This is a genomic window from Flavobacterium gelidicaeli, from assembly GCF_013294005.1.
Classification (GTDB): domain Bacteria; phylum Bacteroidota; class Bacteroidia; order Flavobacteriales; family Flavobacteriaceae; genus Flavobacterium.
The window spans coordinates 358623-383888 of record NZ_JABSNK010000003.1 but is presented as its reverse complement, the minus strand read 5'-3'; the positions used below and the strand labels follow the sequence as shown (position 1 = coordinate 383888).

Below are 25266 nucleotides of genomic sequence, written 5' to 3'. Positions count from 1 at the left end.
TCAAAAAATGATGAATTTTAAACAATCAATAACTATTGCCTTTGTGTCTTTGATGACGGTTTCGGCAGTGGCGCAACAAGAAAGCAAAAGACCCAATATTGTATGGCTAATGGCCGAGGATATGAGTCTGGATTTAGAATGCTATGGTATGGCTGCTGTAAAAACGCCAAACTTAAATAAAATGGCAGCAGAAGGAATACGTTATGATAATTGTTTTGTCACTAATCCTATATGTTCACCAAGTCGATCTTCAATGATGGTTGGTACGCATCAGTTAAAAATTAATGCGCAACACCACCGTAGTAATAGAGAAGTGCCTCTAGATTCAAGATTCAAACCATTTACTGCTTTGCTACGTGAAGCGGGATACACCACTATTTTAGGAAATCAAGCTGTAATGGGACATGGTCGTAAAACCGATGTCAATTTTAAGTCAGAGCAAATAGGTTCTTGGGATGGTAAAACGCAGTTTGGTTTATTTGATAGATATGATACAATTGTAAATGATGGTAAACCGTTTTTTGCTCAAATCCAGTTGCTTGCTAGTCATAGAGGTGACTGGTGGAACGAAGTACGTGCAAAATCAAAACATCCAGTTGATCCAGCCAAAGTAGTTTTACCTTCTTACCTAGCAGATGATCCAGCTATACGATTGGATTGGGCTAAATATTTAGATCAAATTGAATTTTTGGACAATGAAGTTGGTATGATCTTCAAAGAGTTGGAAGACAAAGGACTGGCTGATAACACTATCGTAATATTTATTGGTGACAATGGTAGGTGTAATATTAAAGGAAAAGGATATCTTGAAGATCCAGGATTGCATATACCCTTTATTATGCATTATCCTAAAAATTATACAGGTCCACATGTGAGTAAAGAGATTGTTTCGGCTGTAGATATTACGGCTACTATTTTAGATTTAGCTGCTGTAAAAGTACCATCGTTTATGACGGGAAAATCTATTTTGAAAAAAGGATTTAAAAATGATTATGTATACGCTGCACGTGATTTATGGGACGAAATCTTAGAGAAGTCAAGAGCAGTAACCTCGGATAAATGGAAGTACATACGTAATGATAAACCAGAGATTCCTTATGATGCACACCAAGCATACCTTGAATTTTACAGGCCTGCTATACACGTAATGCGACGATTGAATGAAGAAGGAAAGTTGAATGATGCTCAGCGATTGTTCTTTGCACCTACAAAACCGGTAGAAGAATTATATGATTTAGAAAAAGATCCTGAGGAATTACACAATCTTGCATTTGACGCAAAGTATAGTGCTACTTTAAAAAAGTTACGTAAAAAAACAGTTTGGTATGACAAAAAAATGAAGCCAGTAAGTGATGTTTACGAACCCGAAGATGCAGATGCCGTTCAAGTTTTAGAATGGGTTAAAAAAGATAAACCTGAACTGTACCAGCAGATGCTTGAAGGAGTTGAAATAGGTTTAAAAACGATAACTAAGGATTATAGAACTGCTAATAAACAAACAAAAAATACCAAAAAGTCAGATGAGTAAGTTTAATATAAATACTATAAAACAGTTGGTTTTGATTGCTGTTCTACTTATGAGTAGTAGTGCAATTGCTCAAAAATTACCTACCGTCAAGTTAAGTTTCAATCACAGTTGGAAATTCTCAAAAATTAGTAACACTACAAATTCAGACGAAGCTTTAAGCAAAACTGATTTTGATGATTCAAAATGGTTGGCTGTAAGTTTGCCACACACGGCAAATATTGAGCCCTTAGTCGTAAATGATCAATGGCAAGGCATATGTTGGTACCGAAAAGAATTCGAAATAGCTTCTGCTAATAAAAATAAAAAGGTAATTATTGAGCTAGAAGGTGCTATGAATCGTGCCCAAGTTTGGATCAATGGTCAATTGGCTGCAGATCATCTGGGCGGCTATATGCCTGTGGTTATTGATGCAACAAATTTTGTCAAAGTAGGACAAAGTAATACTATTGCAGTAAAATTGGACAATACAGACAATCCAGTTTCAGGTCCGAAACCTTTGAAGATATTAGACTTTAATATGTACGGTGGTTTGTACCGTGATTCATGGATTAGCTACAAGGATAGAATTTATATTTCGAATCCAATGTTGGCAAATAAAAAAGCTGGAGGTGGTATTTTTGTAAGCTTTCCAAAAGTTGCAACTGACGAAAGTGAGGTTGCTATTAAAACAGATATAGTAAATGAAACTAGTACATCGCAAGATATCGAGTGTGTGCAAACCATTTATTTTAAAGGAAAAAAAGTAGCAGAAAATAAAACTATTTCAAACGGATTAGCAGCTACAAAATCGGTTGAGCTGAATGCTTTGATTCGTATTCAAAATGCGAAATTATGGTCTCCAGCGGATCCTAATTTATACCAGTTAGAAACGAAGGTTGTAGTAGACGGAAAGTTGAAAGATCTAGAAATGACTACTTTCGGAATTCGTTCTTTAGAATTTAAAGACAATCAATTGTATGTAAATGGAGAAAAGACTTTTTTGAGAGGGGTAAACCGTCATCAGGAGTATCCATTTATTGGTTATGCACTTTCGGACAATGCACAATACCGTGATGCAAAAAAGATTAAAGAGGCTGGTTTTAACTGTATTCGTTTGTCTCACTACCCACAATCACCCGCTTTTTTAGCCGCTTGTGATGAGTTAGGAATTTTTGTTGTTGATGCTATTCTAGGATGGCAATATTATGCAGATACTGATGCTTTTAGAAATTTTTGCTACAATGCCGCTACAGATTTAATTCGTAGAGACCGCAACCATCCATCGGTAGTTTCTTGGGAAGTGTCATTGAACGAAACTAAAATGCCAATCTTTTTTATGGAAGAATTGAATAAAAGAGTCCATGAAGAATATCCAGGAAGTCAAGCATTTTCATCAGGATGGATGCCAGAAGTATACGATATCTATTTTCAATCGAGACAGCATAGAATATTACATGGAAATGAAAATCATGCTGACAAGCCTTACTTTGTATCTGAATATGGAGATTGGGAATATTATTCCTCTAATGGTGGATTGAATCAAGATAAGATGCCTAAAGGATTGCGCCTTGAAAAAAGCAGTCGCCATTTAAGAGCCGAAGGTGAAAAAGCATTGGTACAGCAAGCTTATAATTTGCAGGAATCTCATAATGACAATCTTGCAACGGGCGTGATGGGCGATGGATACTGGGTAATGTATGATTACAACCGTGGCTATCATGACGAAATTGAGGCTTCAGGAATTATGGATATCTTCAGATTGCCAAAATTTGGTTATGATTTTTATGCAAGTCAAAAAAGTCCAAAAGAAGCAATAGTATTGAAAATTGCTAGTTATTGGAATGCCGATTCGAATTTGGACGTAAAGGTTTTGAGCAATTGCGATCAAGTCGAATTATTCTTGAACGGAAAAAGTATTGCTTCTCAAAAACCGGATGTTGATAAAAACACAACAAAAATTAGCCACGCGCCTTTTACATTTAAAATCCCTTCTTTTCAAGTAGGTGAGTTGAAGGCTGTAGGTTATATTGATGGAAAGGAAGTGAAACAAGTGTCTGTCAAAACACCAGAAGCGCCTCATAAATTAAAGATTTGGTTTGATGAAAGTGGTAAAAAACCACAGTCAAATGTAAACGATGTTATTTTTGTTTACATAGCGGCCGTAGATAAAAACGGAACAGTAGTTCCTACTTTCGATAAAAAAATAGATTTTGTAATAAATGGAGATGCTGAAGTTATGAACGTTGGTCCTATAACAGCCGAAGCAGGAATTGCAACAGCTTTGGTAAGAATTGGTTCGAAAAGTGGAAAAATAGCTTTTGAAGCGGCAATTGCTAATTTGAAAGGAAATACTGTCGTAAAAACTGTTAGATAATTATTCGATAAAAAAACAATAATTACACTCTTTTAAATGTGTATGCTTTACTAACAGCGATAGCTAATACTTCAATTTGAGACAGCGGGTGGCTGAAAGAGAATCAAAAAACTATAAAATATTACTTTAAAAAATAGCATTATATCATGACTTTTAAATTACAGCAATATTATCTTTTTATTCTCGTATTGATACTTGGATGTTCGTTCGCCGTTAAGGGGCAAACTCAGAACGGTGCCTCACTACTATTTGACGAGAGTATCGCTGGAGATGCTACACCATTACTTTTAGAAACTTTAAAGAATTTAGATAACGAGAATATTAAGGTGCTCAAATTTAAAAAAGGCATATATCATTTTTATCCTGATAAAGCTTTAGAGCGATATACACAAGTTGCTAATCACAACAGTAGTGTGGTAAAAACTGCTTTTCCTATATTTGATAGGCATGATCTGACCATAGATGGGCAAGGTTCCACTTTTATTTTTCATGGTTTAATTATACCGTTTTCTATTGAGAACTCTTCTAATATTAGAATCAAAAATGTTTCAATTGATTGGGGTATGTCCTTTCACAGTGAAGGAATAATTGTAGCAAATAATTTAGAACAGAAAACTTTTGACATGAAGATTTCAAAAGATTATCCGTATGAGATTAGGAAAGGTCAGCTAGTATTTATTAAAGAATATTATGAACATAGCATAGGACAATCAATATTGTTTGATCCAGAAACGCGAGCTACAGCATTTAATACAGAGGCTTACACGTCGCTAACTACAAAGAGTAAGACGGCCACGCAATCAAACGTAGACGCGATAAAATATAAATATCCTGTTGATTTACGATCACCTGAATATGCAAAAATTGGAATCGAAGACAAGCTGACCGCTGAGCAATTAGAGCCGGGTCTCATAAGGATTTATGGCCATACTAAAAAGATTCCAGAAGTAGGGAAGGTAGTAGTTATGAAGGGTGAGCAAGGGTATAATCGGTTTGCACCGGCTTTTCATATAACTTTTTCTAGCGATGTTTCTTTTAACAATATAGACGTTCATCATGCTTGTGGTATGGGGCTTATTGCAGAGAATACTAAAAACATATCTCTAGATAATTTTAATGTAACGCCTTCTCAGGGTAGGATAATCTCAACAACTGCAGATGCGACACATTTTGTGGGCTGTAGCGGTAAAATTGAAATTAAAAATTGTTTGTTTAGTAGTCAATTAGATGACGCTGTTAACGTTCATGGTATCTACCAACAAATTTCTGAGATATTGGGTGACCATAAGGTAGCTATAAAAGTGGGACATTTTCAGCAACAGGGCTTTACCATTGGTAAGCAAAATGATAAAATAGGAATTGTTAATTTACAAAAGTCCTTTTTCGCCTTGGAAGAAATGACTTTGAAAGCTGTAGAAAAAATCAATGGCCGCTATCAAATAATCTCTTTTAATGAAGTTTTACCGCGTTCTTTAAAAGTAGGAGATTATATAGAAAACCTAGATGCTTATCCTGAATTACTTGTGCAAAATTGTAGAATCATAAACAACAGAGCAAGAGGATTATTACTGTCTACTCCACGTAAAATTGTGGTTGAGAATTCGTTTTTCAGCACTGAGATGGAAGCAATTTTAGCACCTGTAGAAAGTGGATATTGGTATGAATCAGGGAGCGTTCTCGATTTGACTATTCGTAATAATATTTTTCAAGATTGTGCTACAGCTGGTCAAAATAAGGGAGTCATTCGATTTGAAACAGATAACGAAAGTGATCATATAGCATTTGAAAATATCTTGATTTCTAATAATGTATTTAATCAATTTGATAATTTGATAGTAGAGGCAAACAACGTAAATATGCTTGAATTTGTAGGTAATACTATTAATGACTCTAAGAACCATGAAAGTTTGTATCCAGATAATCCGGCTATTATGGTAAACCATTCTCGTAACTTATTATTTAAGAACAATCAGTTTTCTGGGAAAGCTACAGAAATATTGCGCAAAGATAAAATGTCTAGCAATATTATTCTTAAGTAGATGTGAATTAGCTTGACAGTTACAGCATATTTTGTGGATAAAATAAAGAAGGTAATTGGTAACAAACACTGTAATGCCAGCTATTTTATAATTAAATTTACAGGTTCTATAATTATTCGATAACAACATTTGCGTTTAAAAAAAAATATATATGAGTACTAAAAATAAAACGATATCCGCTATAGCTCTTGTGCTAATTGTAGCTGGGGTAATCTATTTTGTTAATGCTACCAAGTCAAAAATGATTTCTGAAAATGTAGTTTCTGAAAATAGTGCTGACAATGAATCAAAAGTTGGAGACATTGACTTTGGTTCTACCATCGAAAATAAAAACAATAAACCTAAAGATGCTCCAGAAGGCATGGTGTGGATTCCGGGTGGAGAATTTTCTATGGGATGCAGTGTTAGCAACGAAAGTTTGTGCGGTGTAAAAGGGATTACAAATGATGCTAACCCAGTTCATAGAGTTTATGTTGATGGCTTTTGGATGGATAAAACGGAAGTAACTAACAAACAATTTGCCGCTTTTGTAAAAGCCACAGGATATGTTACTGTAGCCGAAATCAAACCCTCTGCAGAAGAATTTCCAGGTGTTCCTGCTGACAAACTTATTGCAGGTACGGCTGTTTTCATGCCCACTAAACAAGAAGTTCCGCTTAATGATTACTTACGTTGGTGGGGCTATGTAGGTGGAGCAAACTGGAGACATCCACTAGGACCAGATAGTTCCATAGAAGGAAAAGATAATTACCCTGTGGTACAAGTATGTTATGAAGATGCAATCGCTTACGCCAAGTGGGCTGGTAAAAGATTAGCCACTGAAGCCGAATGGGAATTTGCAGCGCGTGGTGGAAAATCAGGGGAATTATATGCCTGGGGAAATACACTAACAGTAGATGATAAATTTCAGGCTAATATCTATCAAGGGAAATTTCCAGTTGATGGTGCAGATGCTGCTGAAGATGGCTTTGCCGGAATAGCTCCAACAGCTCAGTACAAGGCAAATGCATACGGTCTATATGATATGTCTGGGAATGTCTGGGAGTGGGTAAATGATTGGTATGACGCTAATTATTATGCGCAGTTAGCAAGTGAAAATAAAGTTAGTAAAAATCCGCAAGGACCAGCCACTTTTAATGACCCTGCTGAACCGGGTTTACCAAAAAGAGTGCATCGAGGTGGTTCTTTTTTATGTACAGAACAATATTGTACACGTTATATGTTAGGTACTCGAGGAAATGGCGAAGTAAAATCTGCAGCAAATCATATTGGTTTTAGATGTGTGAAATAGTAATTCACTCTATGTCAAAGTAGGGTAGCAGCATGAAATCTTAAGGATGATACAGATTAACTGTACTATTTTATTGCTTTGCTTATTTTTACATCAAGACCCTTTGCGTTGATTAAAGGAGTTTTGGCTACTATATTTTTACAGATTTATAAATAATACTAGCTGTTTTAAGCGGGTAGTAAAAGCAACAAAGCCAAGAACAATGTGTTCTTGGCTTTGTTGTATAAGCTAATTTATGACGTATAAATTAAAAATTAGTATCCTGTATTTTGAATTAATGCCGGAGCTTTTTGGATTTCAGTAAATGGAATAGGTAGATAATACATTTTTGGGTCAAATGCTTTTGTCAATACAGTCACTTGTGTAAATGAAAGATTGCCACTAGCATCTTTTTTCCAATTTAGTCCCTTTATAGGAAATGCAAGATGAGATTCATCCATCCATCTTCTTTCATCAAAGAAGCTGTGTCCTTCAAAACAAAGTTCGACACGTCTTTCTCTTTTGATGGCCTCAAGGAGACTGCTTCCAGAGGAAGTGATTGCAGGTTGCAATGCTCTTGAAGAGACTTTGTTTAAGTAAATGCGTGCAGTACCTTCTTCGCCTAAATGATACAAAGCTTCTGCGTAATTAAGATATACTTCTGCTAAACCATACAATACGTAAGGTCTTTTAGGAGAAATTCCACCAGCAACATTAACAGCTTCGTCTTGAAATTTACGAACATTGTAGCCTGTTTTTGAAGAGTGTTGCGTGTTTCCAAGACCTCTAGGAGAATCTAGTCCGTCAGGGTAAGCACTAGGATTATCTGATAAATAGTACTGAACATCACGTCCTCTAAACTGCGCTCCGTTAAAAAGTAAATCAGCATAGTAGCGCATTTCGCGGTTGCTATTTGGTTTATTTGGATCAAAAGTAGCCCCATCAGTAGTCGTACCATCAGCCATGTTGAATTGTAACGTAAAATTATGCGTAGGAGAAGATAATCCCCAGCCTCCATAACCACTAGGAGATTGCGTTAAATCACTTAGCGAGTTAGCATCTGTGCCAAATTCATAGTATTGCGAGCTGTATGGTCTTGCAAAAATGATGTCAGCATTAGGAGAAAGATATAGTTTTTGATATTCTGTAGCATTATTTACTGCAATTAGATCACGACCTCCCATTAAGTCAACAACTGCTTTTGCTGCATTTGCTGCATCCTGCCATTTAGTAGTTTTAGTATAAACAAATAAAGGATCGTTAATAGGCGCCGATGATGGATCATGAAGTTTACTTGCAGCGTATAAAAGTGTACGAGACTTAACAGCTAGCGCCGCAATTTTAGTCACGCGACCAAACTCAGCTTCAGAGCGACTAGCAGGTAATACTGCAGCTGCTTCATCTAATTCCTTTACAATGAAAGCAACGCATTCATCATAACTATTGCGCTTGATGTCAAAATCTGCGTCTAAACCTAATGCATGTTCCATTATGGGTACGCCACCAAAATATTTTATTAATTTACTATAGCAGTTCGCTCTTAAAAAACGCATTTCGGCTTTTAGTACATCCACTTTTGCAGGATCTTTTTGCATCGCTTCACTAGCATCAATGCGATCTAAGAATTCGTTAGAGAGGCGGATGTAATGGTAATAATTACTCCATTTGTTGCCTAGCAAACCAACATTACTGGAAGTCCATCCGGCTTGTTCTTTGAATAAATCTAGATTCTTAAAATTAAACTTAGATTCAAAAGAAGCGTTTTCGATATTAAAGCGAATTCCCCACCAATCACTTCTGTTCACTGACCAACTTTCGGTACTATTGTAAACGTTATATAATAATTTTTCTACTTGAACAGGGTCAGAGTAAATCAAGTCTTCGCCAAAGGCATTTGAAGCTTCTGTCTCTAAAGCATCACTGCATCCGGTGGCCATAAATAGACTAAAAAAAGCACCTATATATATTAATTTTATTTTTTTCATTTTGTCAAAATATTTGATTTAAATTTTATGATAATGTGATTTACTTTTAATTAGAAGTTAACATTGAAACCCATTGAAACTGATTTTAAAGAAGGGTAAGTACTTTCTCTAAAGTTGTTGTAACCAGCTGCTTCAGGATCTAAACCTAATTTATGGATTTCTGAAAACATGGTTAATAAGTTAAAACCTCTTACAAAAAACTTAAGATCTGCAAATTTTATTTTCTCTTTACTAAATGTGTACCCTAGTTCTACTTCTTTCAATCGAACAAATGTGGCATCTTTATAATACAAATCGGCGCCTTCAAATCCACCATTCAATGAGAAATCTATAGGGTTTTGCTGACCACTATATTTATCACCTTGCGCAAATGCTCGAGGGTAAGAGGCATTAGTATTTTGTGGTGTCCATCTATCTGTATAAGTAAATTCTGGTTTAGCACCTGATTGGTCGAAAAACACTAAGGTCTTTGCTTTGGCTTGACCTTGAAACAAGAAGTTGAAATCAAATCCTTTATAATTCAATCCTCCGCTGAAACCAAATTGAATTTGAGGCACATTAGATGAATACAAGCGTATTCTATCATTAGCATCAATTTTTCCATCGTTATTGCTATCGATATAATTAGGCTCACCGGGTACTGTACCTGCTAGTTTTGCTGGAGCGCTATCTACCTGTGCTTGGTCTTTAAAAATGCCATTAGTAGGATATACAATATAGGAATCCAGTGAGTGACCTTCGCGCTTTAAAGCATCTGGAACATCAGCAGCTTCTGCCATATAAACAACTTTGTTTTTTGCTTGTGTAAAATTACCACCTATATTATATGAGAGGTCGCCAATTTTGTCGCTCCAACCTACCTGAAATTCTACACCATAATTATCTACTTTTCCAAGATTTTGTTGGGGTAAATTTAAGCCTACTGCATCTGGTATCGCTGCAGCCTTTGTAATTAAGATGTCTGTTCTTTTTTGATAAAAATAGTTGGCATCAGCTGTTAATCTGTTATCAAATAAGCTGAAATTAACTCCTAAGTTTTTAATGTATGCTGTTTCCCAAGTAATGTTAGGATTAGGAACATTAGCACTTACATAACCATTTTCTCTTACACCATTTGTACCAAAGATATAGTAGTTAGGCTGAGCAGTATTAGTAGGTCCACCATAGTTATAACTTGTTTGATATTGAAAACCTGCGATTTGGTCATTACCCATTACTGCTGATGATGCTCTCAAACGGATAGAATTAATCCAAGATATATTTTCAAGGAACTTTTCTTTATTTATGGCCCATGATAAAGCAATACCAGGGAAGGTACCAAATTGTTTTCCTGGTCCAAAATTGCTTGATCCATCACGACGTAATGTAAAATCTACATAGTATTTTTTAGAATAGTCGTAAGACAAGGAACCAAAATAGTTTACACGTCCCCATTCACTAGATGAACCTCCTGAGATTTGTCCGTTGTCACTTCCTGCGAATAATTCGGGGTGATCTTTACTAGGAAAACCGGTACGTTGAGCATAAAACTCTCTAGAGCTTTCTTTAGTTTTTTCTGCTCCTATAAAAGCTGTTATAGCGTGCTTCTCACCAATTTTAGTGTTGTAATGAAGTGTAGAATTCACCATTGTTTGATCGTTCTTCCAGAAACTTTCACGTAAAATACTTTCTTGACCTTGTTGAGAAAAACCTATAGTAGGCACATATTCTCCAGTAGACGAAACGTACTGATTAACAGTCCAAGGTGTGTACCAACTTTTATTGTCGTTATTCATTTTTCTAATTCCTAAGAAACCTTTAACAGACAAACCTTTAGTTAATTTGTGTAAATCCCAGTCGTAAGAAAATCTACCTCTTAAATTAGTATCGCTTTGTTTTTGAAAACCAGAAGCATTTGTAGACATGATTGCAGGGTTAGAACCATTCTCTCCACCCCAACCTACAAGGCCATTTGGATATATTCCTACTTGTGTTGGTTCGTTAGTGTAAATGTGCTTGTAAATGTATGCTAAGTCAACACCTGGTTGATTGTTCACTCCAAAGCGAGCATTTAAATCAACTCCTAATTTAAAGTCTTCTCCAATTTTAATGTCTACGTTAGAGCGTATTTGATTTTGTTTGAAGTTCAAGCTACCGGATTTAAACAGTCCCACTTGATCCATATTGTCAGCACTAACAAAGTAATTTATTTTCTCAGTACCGCCAGAAATATTCAAAGAAGTTCTTCTTAAAGGAGAATTTTTAGCGAAAGTTAGATCCGCAAAATTGGTGTTAGGATAATTTATAGGATCTGTTCCTGAAGCAAATTTAGTAATGTCATCTTGGGTGTACGGCAACGCAGTTCCATTACGTTCTGCTATTTCATTATTATAAATAGCATATTGTTCAGAAGACATAAATTTGTTCTTTACTGAAAAAGACGAAAGACTATAAGTTGAAGAGAGATTAATTTTAGTTTTTCCAGATTTACCTCTTTTAGTGGTGATTAATATAACACCATTTGCTGCACGTGCACCATAGATAGCAGCGGCCCCATCCTTTAAAATAGACATTGACTCAATGTCTTGAGGAGACAAATAGGAGAAATCTGTTGAGTATATACCGTCAATTATTATCAATGGAGAATTATTACCCAGAGTAGCCTTTCCTCTAATCAATAAGGTAGTGTTTCCAGTTGCACCGGGATATCCACCTCTATCAACCACAATTAAACCAGGAACTTTACCAGCTAGCGATTTAGCCACATCATTATTACTTGTATTTTGTATTTCTTTAGAGCTTATGGTACTAATCGAACCAGTGACTTCTCCTTTTTTCTTGGTGGTGTATCCTACAACAACTACTTCATCTAAGTTAGACGACGTTTCAGTTAAAACTATCTTTAAAGAATTTTGACTTTTTAAAGCTACTTCCTTAGAGTCAAAACCCATATAGCTAAAAACAAGAATAGCATTATTATCTTTTACAGATAGGGTGAAGTTCCCATCCATATCAGTCACCGTTCCTACAGTAGACCCCTTAATATTTACATTAACCCCAGGTAGTGGGCCTTTTCCATCTGTCACTTGACCTGTAATTTGCCTGTCTACTTGATTGAGATGGGATATGTAAACACTAGTTTTGTTAGTCAGTTCCAGATTTACATGGGACTTTGCTTGTATTTGACAAACAGAAAGAAGTGGCAAAAAAATCGCATATCGTTTTAGTAAATCAAATTTCCATAATATATGATAGTTGCCTTTTTTAAAATTGAGATGTTTCATTTGTTGGTTATTGATTTTTAGTTAGAAATAGATGTTTTATCATTAAAGAGTGGGTGGAAAGCGTATTGTTAATAATGTTTGATAGTTATTTTATTGAGTAATAATTTGTCTAATTGTTTTTTACTATTTAGTTGTGGTTTTAGTTTTATTATGTTTATTAATTTATAGTATCAATAATTTTTATCTAAATAATTTATAGATACTGCAATTATTTCTAACAAATTAACCACTATATTAAGTTTCAAACCTCCTTTAAATTACCCTTCATCTGTTTTAAATTACCCATTATTTAGATTTCGTAACTAAGGATGAGGTTGTAAATGAGTTACTTATTGGTTTTAAGTTATTTTCTGGAAGCAATAAAAAGTTGGCGTTAATTTGAGGATGTTAAATTCAATGATGGCTTCAAGAAAAAAGGCGAGAAAATGAGATTTACAATGTTTAACAATGGCTTTTCCATTTATCGTTACTGCGTATATGTATAGAAGGTATTTAGTAGAAAAGGTCTAGGGGAAGATTTGTTTTCGAATAAGCAAAAGACATGCTTTATACAATCGTAGAGGAAGTAAATCTATAATTAGTAAGGGGAATGCTCGTGTAATTTTAATGATAGAAGATAAGTATTGCGCGTCAAAAAGGGATATATTGAAAACGAAAAAGCTGCAATAAAATTGCAGCTTTTTTAAGTGGGGAGTTAGGGTTCGAATCTAATCAGCTACATACTTATCTGTGCTGCATGTATCAAAATTTATAACTGTATGTGCCTCGATTTTTCCACAAAACTTAATGACTAAATTATCCTTTAATCAATTGATTTGCTTTGTTTTAATGAACGTAATAATTCTTTTTAATGAATTGCAATTATAGTCAATAAGTTAAATGTATAAATAACATCATTTTAAATCATAACGTTGATCTCAATTTAATATTATTAATCTCAATTTAAAATTAGTCATTATCTAAGCTTCACTTTATCAAAGTAATAGGTCTAATTAGTAGTGACTATTGTACCTGAGCGGTTGACTGCCTTTGAATTAAACTCGTTTTTATAATTTTAGTCGAAAATTCCAATTCTGTTTTGCTTTCGAGTCTGTCCACAAGCATTTTGATAGCCATTTCTCCTATAAAATTTCCGTGCTGGCCGATGGTAATTATGGTAGGAGTAACATGCTGAGGTAGTTTTCCATTAGTAAAACATATCATTGCCATTTCGTCTGGTATTTTATACTGCATCTTCTTTATTAAGTCTAAGGATAACATCGCTGAACTTTCTTCAACATATAGCAAACCATCGATTGTTTTATCAGCAAGGACAATTTTCATGGCTGTTTTCAAGTATTCGTTTTTTGATAGGCGAACAATTATTTTTTCTTTTATCTCGATATCGTGCTCTACAATTGCCTTCTTACAACCTTAAAGCCGTAGTTTCATTACATTCAAATTATCAATTACCGAGACCACTGCAATTTTTTTTATACCCAGTATCGATTAAATGATTCGTATCATGACTCTCGCCTTTAAAGTCGTTGACAATTACTTTATCTCAGATAATCTCATCGGCCTCACTATCAAAAAGCGCGATTGTAAGCCCTTGATTTATAGCATCTATTGAATAGGTGAAATCCTGATTGATTTGTGTTTCTTCTGCAATCGAAATGATGAAACCATGTATTGTTACGTTTTTTAATAATTTAACTTTATTAGATATTCAAGCGTAGACTCATCAGAAAAGATTTAATTGAAAGAGATTGTCATCAAAAATTAGGACATTAATGTAAACTACTAATTTTAATAAAGTTTATTAAATCAGTACAAATTTGATAATTGCTAGCTATTTTAAGTAGTAATGCTGAAATAATAGCTTTAGAAACACAACTGTGTCAAAACTAAATTTGTTGCGCTGTTAATTTAAAATTGTTTATAAAATAAATGCACCTGCAAAATAATTTTTGCAAGTGCATTTCCTCTTGTAATGTTCAAAAAACAGGTTTTAATTATTTCCAGAATAGCGCATAGATTACCGCTACGATTAAAATAATGGCAAATGAGCAAATATTAAACAAAGGTGAAGTTTTGAATATTTCTTTGTTTAAAGGGATGCCTTTTGCATCATCTTGACCTTTATTTTGCGCTAGACTTAGTATCACTATTAGAATAATTGTTAAAAGGGTAGTGTAGCCCATCTGGTCCATCCATGGTAAAGATGGGAAAAATGATTCTATTCCAGTTCCTGCTGCCCATGATTTAGGTCCTACTTTAAAGAATAAAGCGATCGGTACTGATAGTAAGGCACCCCAGATTGCAGCTTTGTTTGTTGTTTTTTTCCAAAATAATCCCAATAAGAACACCCCTAATATTCCTGGACTTACAAGTCCTGTATACTCCTGAATAAACTGGAATGCTTGGTCTATTCCTCCTAATAATGGAGCCATTAATACAGCGATTAATAAAGCAACTGCACCAGAGATACGCCCTACATTTACGGTAGTCTTATCATCTGCATTTTTATTAATGTACTGCTTGTAAATATCCATTGTAAAAATGGTCGAAGTCGAATTAAGCATTGATGCTAATGACGATACTATTGCTGCCGCTAATGCCGCAAAAGCCAAACCTTTTAATCCTGCTGGAAGAAAATGCAATAACCATGGGTAGGCTCTATCTGCTGTACCTACACCCGGAAGATTTACCATTGCCGAAGCTCCTAATCTCGCCATAATAGCGGGATCATTTACAATCACATAGGCTGCAATACCAGGAATTACTACAATTAAAGGAATGATAATCTTTAAAAATCCAGCTAATAAAATACCTTTTTGCGCTTCTCTTAATGATTTTGCAGCCAATGTTCTTTGAATAATATACTGGTTGAAACCCCAGTAATAAATATTAGCCACCCATAATCCCCCAATTAAAACCCCTATACCTGGTAAATTCATGTACTCTGGGTTTGATTTATCTAAGATCATAACAAAGCGATCTGGAGCTGCATTATATATTGTAGTCAAACCTTGCCATACTCCAGCGCCGTCAGAAACCGTATTTAAGGCTAAGTAAGTGGTAACTAACCCTCCTAAAACTAAAAAGACAACTTGTATAACGTCTGTCCATGCTACAGCTGATAAGCCACCGTATAAAGAATATGCAGCCGAAAATAAGGCAAGGCCAATAATAGCATAGATCATGTCAACACCTAATATGGTTTCGATTGCTAAACCTCCTAAATATAAAACAGTGGTTAGGTTCACAAAAACATAGAGTGCAATCCAGAAAATAGCGAGGATCGTTTTAAGGTTTGTAGAGAATCTTTTTTCGACAAACTCAGGAATCGTATAAATTCCTTTTTCGATAAAAATAGGAAGGAAATATTTCCCAACGATTATAAGTGTGAATGCAGCCATCCATTCATATGAAGCAATAGCTAAACCTAGTGCAAAACCAGAACCTGACATTCCTATAAATTGCTCTGCAGATATATTTGCAGCAATTAATGAAGAACCAATTGCCCACCAAGGCAATGATTTACTGGCAAGAAAATAATCTTCAGCATTTTTTTGTTGGCCATCTTTATCTCGCGATACCCACAGTCCCACACCTAAAATAAGAACTGCATAAGCAGTAAATACCGCATAATCTAGAAATCCAAAGTCAGTTACCATATATTTTTTGTTATTATTTTAAACACTATTTTTAATTAAAACCTTTTAAGTCTCTGCTAATCTAAATCGTAATGCCACGCACTTTTTGCTCCCATTTCCAAGCGCTCTCCATGGCTTGTTCAAGTGTAAGTTGGGTTTTCCATCCTAGCACTTCATTGGCTTTATCAGTATTAGCAAACGCTGAGGTAATGTCACCAGCTCTGCGATCAACAATGCTATAATTGAGTTTTTTACCGCTCACTTTTTCGAATGCATGAATAACTTCTAGAACAGAACTTCCTACACCGGTTCCTAAATTAAACGTTTCTACTTTCTCATTGTTTTTCTTGTCGAGTAAACGCTCTAGCGCAACCACATGAGCTTTAGCTAGATCTACTACATGAATGTAATCACGTATGCATGTTCCGTCAGTAGTAGGGTAATCATCACCGTACACTAGTAGTTCGCTTCTTAAACCAACTGCAGTTTGCGTAATAAACGGCACTAGATTTTGTGGTACACCTAGCGGTAATTCCCCAATTTCTGCTGTGGGATGCGCTCCAACAGGATTAAAGTAACGCAACAGTATAGCGTTGATACCACTTGTTTTTGCTACATCTGATATGATTTCCTCACCTATTTGCTTGGTATTACCATAAGGAGACAGCGCGGTTTGAACGGCCGTGTTCTCATCAATTGGCATCACTTTGGCTTGACCATAAACGGTACAAGAAGAGCTAAAGATAAAATGAGCATCTTCTTTTTTCTCTAATTCTTGAAGTAAATATACCAATGAATTGATGTTGTTTTCATAATAAAGCAAGGGATTACCCACGCTTTCTCCTACTGCTTTTGAAGCTGCAAAATGAATAACTCCTTTAATATCCTGATGTCTTTTAAAGAAGTCTTGAACCACCGCCTTTTCACGTAAATCTAATTTTTCAAATAGGGGAGTCGTTCCCGTTATTGCCGTGATTCCTTGTAAAACATCTTCGGTAGCATTTGATAAATTATCAATAACAATAACTTCATAGCCTTTGTTTTGCAATTCGACCACGGTATGCGAACCTATAAATCCCAAACCTCCAGTAACTACAATTTTCATAATTATTTGTTTTTATAGTGAACGTCAGAAAGGTCTCTAAGCATTTGAGCACTTTTTTCGGCAGTGATGTCTCTTTGTGATTCTCCCATCATCTCATAACCTACCATAAATTTCTTAACGGTTGCAGAACGCAATAATGGCGGATAAAAATGCATGTGGAATTGCCATTCAGGATGCTGCTCACCATCTGTAGGCGCTTGATGAACTCCTGAAGAATAGGGAAATGAAGTTTCAAAAAGGTTGTCGTAACGTGTTGTCAATTGCTTTAAAATACTAGCAAAAGCCGTTGCTTCGTCAGTAGTGAAGTCCGTAATTTTAGTAATGTGTCTTTTACTGATAATCATGGTTTCAAATGGCCACACAGCCCAGAAAGGTACTAGTGCAGCAAAATGATCGTTTTCGACAACCACACGCTCTTTAAGTTTTAATTCTTCGTGCAAGTAATCTTGAAGCAAGTTTGTACCCTGCTTTTTATAGTATGCTTGTAAGTTGGCTTGCGTTTTTTCTACCTCTGTTGGCAGTGAAGATTGCGCCCAAATTTGACCATGAGGATGCGGGTTACTACAACCCATAACACTACCTTTATTTTCAAATATTTGTACGTGATTGATGTAATCGATGCTTCCTAAATCAGTATATTCTTTTTGCCAAGTAGCAATAATATCACTGATCGCATCGACAGTCATTTCTGGTAATGTCAAATTGTGCTCTGGTGAGAAACAAACAACCTTAGAAATACCTCTTTCTGGTTGTGCTTTAAAAAACAAGTTGTTTTTATCTTCTTGAAAATCAATAGGTTCTTGTTTTAGGGCAGCAAAGTCATTTTCGAAAACAAAACTCTTTTTATAATCTGGATTTACTTCACCATTAGCACGCACATTTCCTGCACACAAGTAGCAAGTAGGATCATAAGCAGGTAATTCCTCCTTAGAAATACTTTCATTTTGTCCTTGCCACGGGCGTTTAGAACGGTGCGGAGATACTAGAACCCACTCGTTTATTAACGGATTATACCTTCTATGTGGATCTTCGTTTATGTCAAATTTTTTCATGATAATTATTTTTTATAAAGTGATGTTCCGTTTCCAATGGTAACATCATAAATTTTTAGTTCTATGTTAAAGGTATCAAAATAAGCTTTTGAAAATTTTGCTTTTACTTCATCCTCAAATCCTTTTTTGACTAAATTAATAGTGCAACCGCCAAAACCGCCACCCATTAATCGAGATCCTATAACTGCTTCTTCTGCTTTAGCTAAATCCACAAGAACGTCCAGTTCCTCACAACTTACTTCATAATTTTTAGACAAACCTTCATGCGTTGCAAACATTAATTCGCCTAAAAGGGCGATGTTACCATTGTCTAAGGCTTTGCAAGCTTCAATAACTCTATTAATCTCTTTTACGACAAATAGCGAACGCTTGTACACATCGGCACTCATTTTTCCCTTTAGATCAATAATAGTTTGCTCAGTACAATCTCTAAAACTATTGATTTCGGGGAAATTTTGTTTCACAATTGCTATCCCTTCCTCACATTGATCTCTACGCTCGTTATACGCCGATGTCATTAGGGAATGCTTTACATTCGAATCAAATAAAATTAAGGAATACTCATTAAAGTTGGCTTCATGATACGTGTATTCTAGCGTGCGGCAGTCAATTTTAACGACTTTGTTCTCCTTACCCATAACGCTGGAAAACTGATCCATTATTCCGCAATGAATTCCTACCCAATGTTCTGCTTTTTGACCTAACAAAGCAATATCGATAGGCTTTATATTTAATTGAAATAGTTCATTCATACCAAATAAAAATCCGCATTCTAAAGCTGCCGAAGACGATAGCCCAGAACCCACTGGAATGTTGCTACTGAAAACACAGTTAACACCTTCAAATTTAAAACCGTTTTGCTTTAATTGTTGCAAAACTCCTCTGATATAATTTGTCCAAACACTTTCAGTTTGCGTGATTTCTTTTGTAACATCAATTTCAAATTCATCATCAAGATCCATGGCAATTACGCTAGAAGTATTTGAATTATTTTTTTCGAAAGCAAAACAAATTATCTTGTCGATGGCAGCAGGTAGAACATAACCATCGTTATAGTCAATGTGTTCTCCAATGATATTGATTCTCCCAGGAGAAAGAACTACAGTAGTAGGTTCAGACTGAAATACTTGTTGGAAATAGCTGCTGGTTTTATTGATTAAAGTAGTATTCATAGCGTTATTGACTTATAAAGATTGAAAATTATAGCTTGTTTTGTGATGGTACACTTCTCCTTTTTTTAAAATCGCCGAAGGGAAATTAGGATGGTTGGGTGCATCAGGATAATTTTGAGCTTCAAAGCAAATACCACTCCTACTGTGATAGGCAGCTCCGTTCTTAGCATTTAGACCTGCTTTACAGGCGCCACCTACATAAACATGAACACTAGGTTGCGTAGTATGAACCGTCATTTGTAGCTTGTTGTTAGGACTATAAAGTATGGCAGCCACTTCATTATATTTTGGAGCAATAAAAGTGTTGTCTATAGTAGTAGGACATTTTCTAGCCGATGTAAAATCAAAGGGTCCATGAGTAGTTGCTACGATTTTACCCGTAGGAATATTAGTCATTGTAGTTTCTAGCATTTTATCTGAGCAAATTGTTAAATCCTGATTTGCCACAGTAGTATCATGACCGTCTAAATTAAAATAACTATGATTAGTTAAATTGATAATAGTATCAGCATTTGCCGTAGCATGATAAGAAACAAGCAGTTCATTTTGATTGTTCAATGTGTATGCTACTTCGATTGTAAGTTCAGCTGGAAAGTGCTCATCGTTATCTGGACTAATCAGTCTCATTTTCACACTCGGGAGATCTCCTTCTTTTATATCGATTATATCCCATACTTTCTGGCTGAAATTATTAATTCCGCCGTGTAGTGTATTGTTGTTGTTATTAGTATTTAATTGAAAATTAGTTTCATTCAAGCTGAATTTTCCATCCTTGATTCGGCCTGCGTATCTGCCTACAGTTGCGCCATAATAAGGCGCATCTAATCCAGCAAACGAATCTACATATCCAGACAAGTTATCAAAACCTAAAACAGTATCTATTATGGTACCATTTTGTAAAGGAATTTTAATTGCTGTAATGGTAGCGCCATAATTTATTATATGGACCTCCATACCATTATCGTTAATCAATTTACAAGAGTGTACACTTTCCCCGTTAGGTAGTTTACCAAACAATTTCGTTATATTATTACTGATAAAATGTGATATGTATTTTGTTTCCATACTTTTTTTATTAAATACTGAAAATCAAAAGTAAAATAAAAGAATGCTTTTACACACCAGTACCTACCAGTTTTTGTATCTTGCGTAAAAATCGCACTTATGAAAATAATTTCAGTTCAAGAAAACATAGGTATTCCTAAATACAAACAGATTATTGCTACCATTGAAAAATCAATAGAGGAAGGAAGGCTTAAAAAAGATGATAAGCTACCCTCTGTAAATAAAGTGTGTTTAGAATTTACCTTGTCTAGGGATACGGTTTTATTAGCTTATAACGAACTGAAAAAGAGGGGGATAATTTACGCAATCGCGGGCAAAGGTTGTTATGTTAAAAGTGTGGAAACCAAGATAAAACAGAAGGTTTTTCTATTATTTGATGAACTAAATATCTTTAAGGAAGATATCTACAATGCTTTTTTAAAGAGTCTGGGCAAAGGCGTTCAGGTTGATATTTTCTTCCATCATTTTAACAGTCAGGTGTTTCAAAAGTTGGTTAACGATGCTAATGGAAACTACACTAAATACGTTGTAATGCCAACCAATTTGATTGAGGCAGCGGCGATTATAAAAACCCTACCAGTTGAGGAGGTGTATATATTAGATCAAACTAATCCAGAACTGCTTAGTTTTCCTGCAGTTTATCAAAATCATCGCGAAGACATTTATAAGGGATTGCAAAAAGGAAAAGGACAATTAAAAAAATACCAAAAGCTAATCTTAATTTTCCCCGGTTTTAGAGAACCAATCGGAATGAAAGAAGGTTTTTTACATTTTTGCCAGCAGGGGGATTTTGATTACGAAGTTATTTCTGATTTTGCGAATAGAACAATTAATAAAGGAGAGGTCTATGTCATTCCTGATGATAGGGACTTAGTGCGTGTGATTGAAACTTCCAAAAAACAAAAACTAAAATTAGGTCTAGATTATGGTATCATATCTTACAATGATACTCCGCTTAAAAAAGTAGTCGAAAACGGCATTACAACCATTTCTACAAATTTTGAAGCCATGGGGAAAATTTTGGCACAAATGATATTAAAAAACAAACACCAACAGATAGAAAATAAAAGCGAACTCATTATTAGAAGCTCCTTATAAAATGGATTTTGTTTGAAACTAATGGTGCTGAATAGAACACAATAATCAAAATTCACTTAAATTACTTTTTGCTAAATAATTTGTTAGTTAGATGCTTTTCTATATTTTATGGGTGTTAAATTTGTTTTTGAACAGTTTACTAAATGATTGTGGATGATCAAATTCTAAGAGGAAAGCAATTTCACTAACGCTCATTTGAGTCCCTGCTAAAATGTCTTTGCCTTTTTCGATAAGTTTATTGTGAATATGTTGTTGCGTGTTTTGACCCACCATACTTCGTAACATATCACTCAAGTAGGCAGGAGAAGCATTGAAATCCTTTGCTACTTTATCAACTGTAGGTAATAGTATTTCTGAATTTTTAGAGAAATAATTTTTTAGAACAAATTCAGAATTGGTCAATATATCATTGGTAGCCATCTTTTTTATTAGAAATTGACAATTTTGGAACCGGTTTCAGTAACTCGAAATCAATACAAGGTTTGACACAATAACATTTTGATTTAAATTTTTTAAACGTGAATTGATTTCATTTTGAATATTTTTCACAATAATTTCAATTTTTCTTTCTTCGTCTTTATCGGCAGCTATAATTTGATTTGGCGCCATAAATGACATTGTTCCTTCATTAAAATCATAATTATTATTGCCATATTTAAGTTGTACTTTAAAGCTTCTTTTTATAGAAATGTTGTAAAAATCTAATAGTAATTTTTGATATTTGGATTGATTATTAGAAAACGTATTAGAATGGTCAATAATTGTACTTAATAGATTTAAGGGACTTGGTAATCCCAAAAAATGGCGTAGAGCCACTACTGAAATTATTTTTATGATGTTTGGATTTAAATTTTTCATAATTTAAGATGAGCAGGCACTACTAAGTTACTGCTTGCTTTGATAATTTGTAAATTTAAGCATTGTGGAAATCAATTCCTGCACTTCTGTCCACTGTCATTATTTCAAGAACATTTCCTGGATATTCAAGAGGTAATTTGCTAACAGTATTCAAATGTTCCAATTCATCTTTTACAAAAGTAACATCTACTACTTTGAAATTATCTTCCAACTAATAAAATTATGTAGCACCAATAATGGCACTTGTTACAATAGGTCGGTGTAATAATCATGGCAATGTAAATTGAGCAATTGATACCTTTTTTTGTTCAGCCATTAATCTCAACACGTCTAAAACATCATAAGCTCTCTCGTCGTGAAAAGGTGTGTACGGAAAAGTATTTGAGCGTCCTGCTTTCTTTTGTCCATTTCTTTAGTTCTTGCCTGTCAATAAACCACCATTTAAACGACTCCAAATAAGCATTCCAGCACTTTAGTCTAGAAGCAACAGAACAATTTTACGTTCTACATCTCGAACATCTAATTTACAGTTGGCTTGTAAAGAAGCAAAATGATCTAAATTAATTTATTTAGAATAACTAAAACCTTTCATTAGTTGCCAAGTGGGATTATTACAAGCTCCAAAATATCTTCTTTCACCAATTTTAGCCTAATCATCCAACGTTCTAATAGTTTCTTCGAAAGGAGTTAATGGGTCGATGGTGTGGATTTAATAAAGATCGATATAATCACTAACAAGTCTTTTAAACTGGGATCAACTTGTTGAATAATGTGCTTTTTCAAAAGTCTAACATCATTCTGACTTTTGCCCAATGTACCTCTAACTTTTGTCGCTAAAACTAAATCTTCTCTATTGATATCTAAATTTTTCATGGTTCGACCAATCATTAATTTCGATAATCCCTCTGAATAAATATTAGCTGCTTCTATAAAATTGACGCCTACTTCTATTACGGTTTTAATTTGTTCATCTACTGCATCTTGGTAAAGATTTCCCATGTATCCAAAAAAACCTTGTCCCCCATAATTCATTGTCCTTAAACATAGTGTTGAAACTTTTCTACATGTATTTCCTAAAATTTTGTACTTCTTTATGAATGTTTAATTGGTAAGTGCAAAGTTTATCAGTTTATAAAATCATTTTGTATCCAAATTGATTTATTTTGTGTTTAAAATGACGTTAAAATTTTTTAATTGGGTGACTTTTTTATTTGGAGATGTAATTATTTACTACGTTTTATTTATCACCCTACACAATTATTAGCTCTCTAATGACGTCACAAAATTATGGTCAAGAAAGGTGATATTTCTGCTTGATCTTTTTTATTTCCTTCTCTAATCTGGTGAGGATGGCTAGATCTGAATCACACATGACTGGATCAGTTTTATTTATACGTTTATTAAGTAATGCCATTTCTCTTCCAACGGTAACTTGTTCTGTAATAGCATACGCTTCTGTTTGTTTTACAGAGGAGTGTCCAAGCATTTCCTTCACAACATTGATTGGGACGTTATTTTGCAACGTAACGGTACTTCCAAAGGTTCTACGTGCCATGTGTGTATTGAGAGTAAACGGGAAAGCACACAGTAAAGCGATCTCTTTCAAATATTCATTCATTTTTTGATTAGAGGCTACAGGCAAGACCGTGCCACGTTGCAAACAAAGCGGATGATCTTTATATTTTTCGATTATTTTAAGCGCTTGAGGTAAGAGAGGTACATTAGTTGAAGAGCCTGTTTTTTGTCTTTCAGACATGATCCATGCCTGTTTGTCTATACCGACTTTAATATCAGTTTTCTTTAATTGATATACATCGATATAAGCTAACCCTGTGTAGCATTGGAATACGAACACGTCTCTCACTACATTAAGTCGCTCAGTGCTGAAATAATGCCGTTCTAACTCATATAATTCCTGAGTAGAAAGGGGTTTTTTTATAATTTTTGATTTTTTACCTTTAAAGTTCTTAAATGGATCTTTTAAGATGACTTCATTGTCAATCGCACGTATAACTATCTTTTTAAAGTTAGCAATATATTTAAGAGTTGTATTATTACTGCAATTGCGAACAGACCGTAAGTAAAATTCAAAGTCTTTTATAAATGCGAGATTCAAATCAGAAAATTCAAGATCTTCTGCATTAAATTTAAGTCGTATAAAAGTTTTTAAATGATTAATAGTGATAGTGAAACGATCAAGAGTTCCTTTTGCATATCCTTTACCTAGTAGAGCCGTCATTTCATCGTTATGTTTCTGGAATTCTTCAACAACTTTCGCTCTTGCAGCACTTTTTCCCAAAATGTAATCCATAACTTTCTGAGCAGTTATAAGTTTGCCGATATACATATTCTCAGTCTTATATTGATTGATTTTAAGAATAAGAGAATCTAAGAAAAAGTTAAGAGATTTTGCATCTTCCTTGGAACCGATAGCTCTTTCTAGTTTTTGATCCCAACGTGAACTATCCCACTTACGTTTTGTAGATGTTTCTTTAGGTATTCCATCAACGGTAATTCTAAGATAAACGACTCTAATTTTACTTTCATTGCGGGGGATTTTCAAAAAGAAAACCATCCCAAAACTGCTTTCTAACATAATTCAACTTTTAAGGTTAATAAATGTAGAATTATAACTTCAAAAAATCAAGTTGTTAAGCACGTTTACCCCTGTATTTATACGGGTTTAAATGGTATTCTGTGGCACATTTTAAAAAATACAAATGTGCCACGATTCTGCCATAGAAACTTTGAGTGCTTTTATAAATTTTGACAAAGTGCAGAAAATGAAAAAAGCCTGCAAATCGTCGGATTTGCAGGCTTAACACTTTTTTTAAGGACTT

18 protein-coding genes are annotated in these 25266 nt (G+C 34.6%); 5 read left to right on the top strand and 13 right to left on the bottom strand.

The window, feature by feature from the left end; all coding sequences use genetic code 11:
* Positions 1-7 precede the first annotated feature (7 nt).
* From HNP99_RS06425 to HNP99_RS06410, 4 genes are all read left to right on the top strand, one after another.
* Entirely contained in the window at positions 8-1528 is a 1521-nt protein-coding gene (locus HNP99_RS06425; protein WP_254596829.1) for a sulfatase family protein, read from the top strand.
* Positions 1521-3881 (top strand): glycoside hydrolase family 2 TIM barrel-domain containing protein, encoded by a 2361-nt coding sequence (locus tag HNP99_RS06420; RefSeq protein ID WP_173852464.1) that lies wholly within the window; start codon positions 1521-1523, stop codon positions 3879-3881. The genes HNP99_RS06425 and HNP99_RS06420 overlap by 8 nt, the downstream gene beginning before the upstream one ends.
* 146 nt (positions 3882-4027) lie before the next feature.
* Positions 4028-5920, top strand: coding sequence for a right-handed parallel beta-helix repeat-containing protein (locus HNP99_RS06415; protein ID WP_254596828.1), 1893 nt, complete (start codon positions 4028-4030; stop codon positions 5918-5920).
* Between the two features lie 151 nt (positions 5921-6071).
* Positions 6072-7211, top strand: a complete 1140-nt coding sequence (locus HNP99_RS06410; RefSeq protein ID WP_173852462.1) for a formylglycine-generating enzyme family protein — start codon at positions 6072-6074, stop codon at positions 7209-7211.
* A gap of 254 nt (positions 7212-7465) precedes the next feature.
* Here the strand turns inward: HNP99_RS06410 and HNP99_RS06405 are convergent, their stop codons facing one another.
* From HNP99_RS06405 to HNP99_RS06370, 8 genes are all read right to left on the bottom strand, one after another.
* Positions 7466-9175, bottom strand: coding sequence for a RagB/SusD family nutrient uptake outer membrane protein (locus HNP99_RS06405; protein ID WP_173852460.1), 1710 nt, complete (start codon positions 9173-9175; stop codon positions 7466-7468).
* 50 nt (positions 9176-9225) lie between these two features.
* Positions 9226-12438 (bottom strand): SusC/RagA family TonB-linked outer membrane protein, encoded by a 3213-nt coding sequence (locus HNP99_RS06400; protein ID WP_173852459.1) that lies wholly within the window; start codon positions 12436-12438, stop codon positions 9226-9228.
* A gap of 1002 nt (positions 12439-13440) precedes the next feature.
* Positions 13441-13761, bottom strand: coding sequence for a substrate-binding domain-containing protein (locus HNP99_RS06395; protein ID WP_173852457.1), 321 nt, complete (start codon positions 13759-13761; stop codon positions 13441-13443).
* Between the two features lie 671 nt (positions 13762-14432).
* On the bottom strand, positions 14433-16097 hold the full coding sequence (locus HNP99_RS06390; protein ID WP_173852455.1) for a sodium/sugar symporter: 1665 nt from the start codon (positions 16095-16097) through the stop codon (positions 14433-14435).
* 61 nt (positions 16098-16158) lie between these two features.
* Positions 16159-17181 (bottom strand): UDP-glucose 4-epimerase GalE, encoded by a 1023-nt coding sequence (gene galE / locus HNP99_RS06385; protein ID WP_173852453.1) that lies wholly within the window; start codon positions 17179-17181, stop codon positions 16159-16161.
* Between the two features lie 2 nt (positions 17182-17183).
* Positions 17184-18233 (bottom strand): UDP-glucose--hexose-1-phosphate uridylyltransferase, encoded by a 1050-nt coding sequence (locus HNP99_RS06380; protein ID WP_173852451.1) that lies wholly within the window; start codon positions 18231-18233, stop codon positions 17184-17186.
* 5 nt (positions 18234-18238) lie between these two features.
* Positions 18239-19405 (bottom strand): galactokinase, encoded by a 1167-nt coding sequence (gene galK, locus HNP99_RS06375; protein ID WP_173852449.1) that lies wholly within the window; start codon positions 19403-19405, stop codon positions 18239-18241.
* Positions 19406-19417: 12 nt separating this feature from the next.
* The gene (locus HNP99_RS06370) at positions 19418-20470 is read right to left on the bottom strand and encodes an aldose epimerase family protein (protein WP_173852447.1); all 1053 of its coding nucleotides are present in this window, start codon (positions 20468-20470) and stop codon (positions 19418-19420) included.
* Between the two features lie 99 nt (positions 20471-20569).
* Between HNP99_RS06370 and HNP99_RS06365 the strand changes: the two genes are divergently transcribed.
* Positions 20570-21568 carry a GntR family transcriptional regulator gene (locus HNP99_RS06365; protein ID WP_173852445.1) on the top strand — a complete coding sequence of 333 codons (999 nt, stop codon included), beginning with the start codon at positions 20570-20572 and terminating at the stop codon, positions 21566-21568.
* A gap of 99 nt (positions 21569-21667) precedes the next feature.
* On the opposite strand, the gene HNP99_RS17620 is transcribed toward HNP99_RS06365, so the two are convergent.
* The 5 genes from HNP99_RS17620 to HNP99_RS06345 all read right to left on the bottom strand — a co-directional run bounded on the left by HNP99_RS17620 (position 21668) and on the right by HNP99_RS06345 (position 25022).
* Positions 21668-21988 carry a helix-turn-helix domain-containing protein gene (locus HNP99_RS17620; RefSeq protein WP_217424394.1) on the bottom strand — a complete coding sequence of 107 codons (321 nt, stop codon included), beginning with the start codon at positions 21986-21988 and terminating at the stop codon, positions 21668-21670.
* A 36-nt stretch (positions 21989-22024) separates the two neighbouring features.
* On the bottom strand, positions 22025-22426 hold the full coding sequence (locus tag HNP99_RS17615; protein WP_217424393.1) for a hypothetical protein: 402 nt from the start codon (positions 22424-22426) through the stop codon (positions 22025-22027).
* Between the two features lie 55 nt (positions 22427-22481).
* Positions 22482-22637 (bottom strand): hypothetical protein, encoded by a 156-nt coding sequence (locus tag HNP99_RS06355; protein WP_173852443.1) that lies wholly within the window; start codon positions 22635-22637, stop codon positions 22482-22484.
* A gap of 476 nt (positions 22638-23113) precedes the next feature.
* A complete protein-coding gene (locus HNP99_RS06350; RefSeq protein ID WP_173852441.1) occupies positions 23114-23458 on the bottom strand; it encodes an aldo/keto reductase in 345 nt (114 codons plus the stop codon).
* 259 nt (positions 23459-23717) lie between these two features.
* Positions 23718-25022: a site-specific integrase gene (locus tag HNP99_RS06345; RefSeq protein ID WP_173852439.1), complete on the bottom strand. Its 1305-nt coding sequence runs from the start codon at positions 25020-25022 to the stop codon at positions 23718-23720.
* Positions 25023-25266 lie beyond the last annotated feature (244 nt).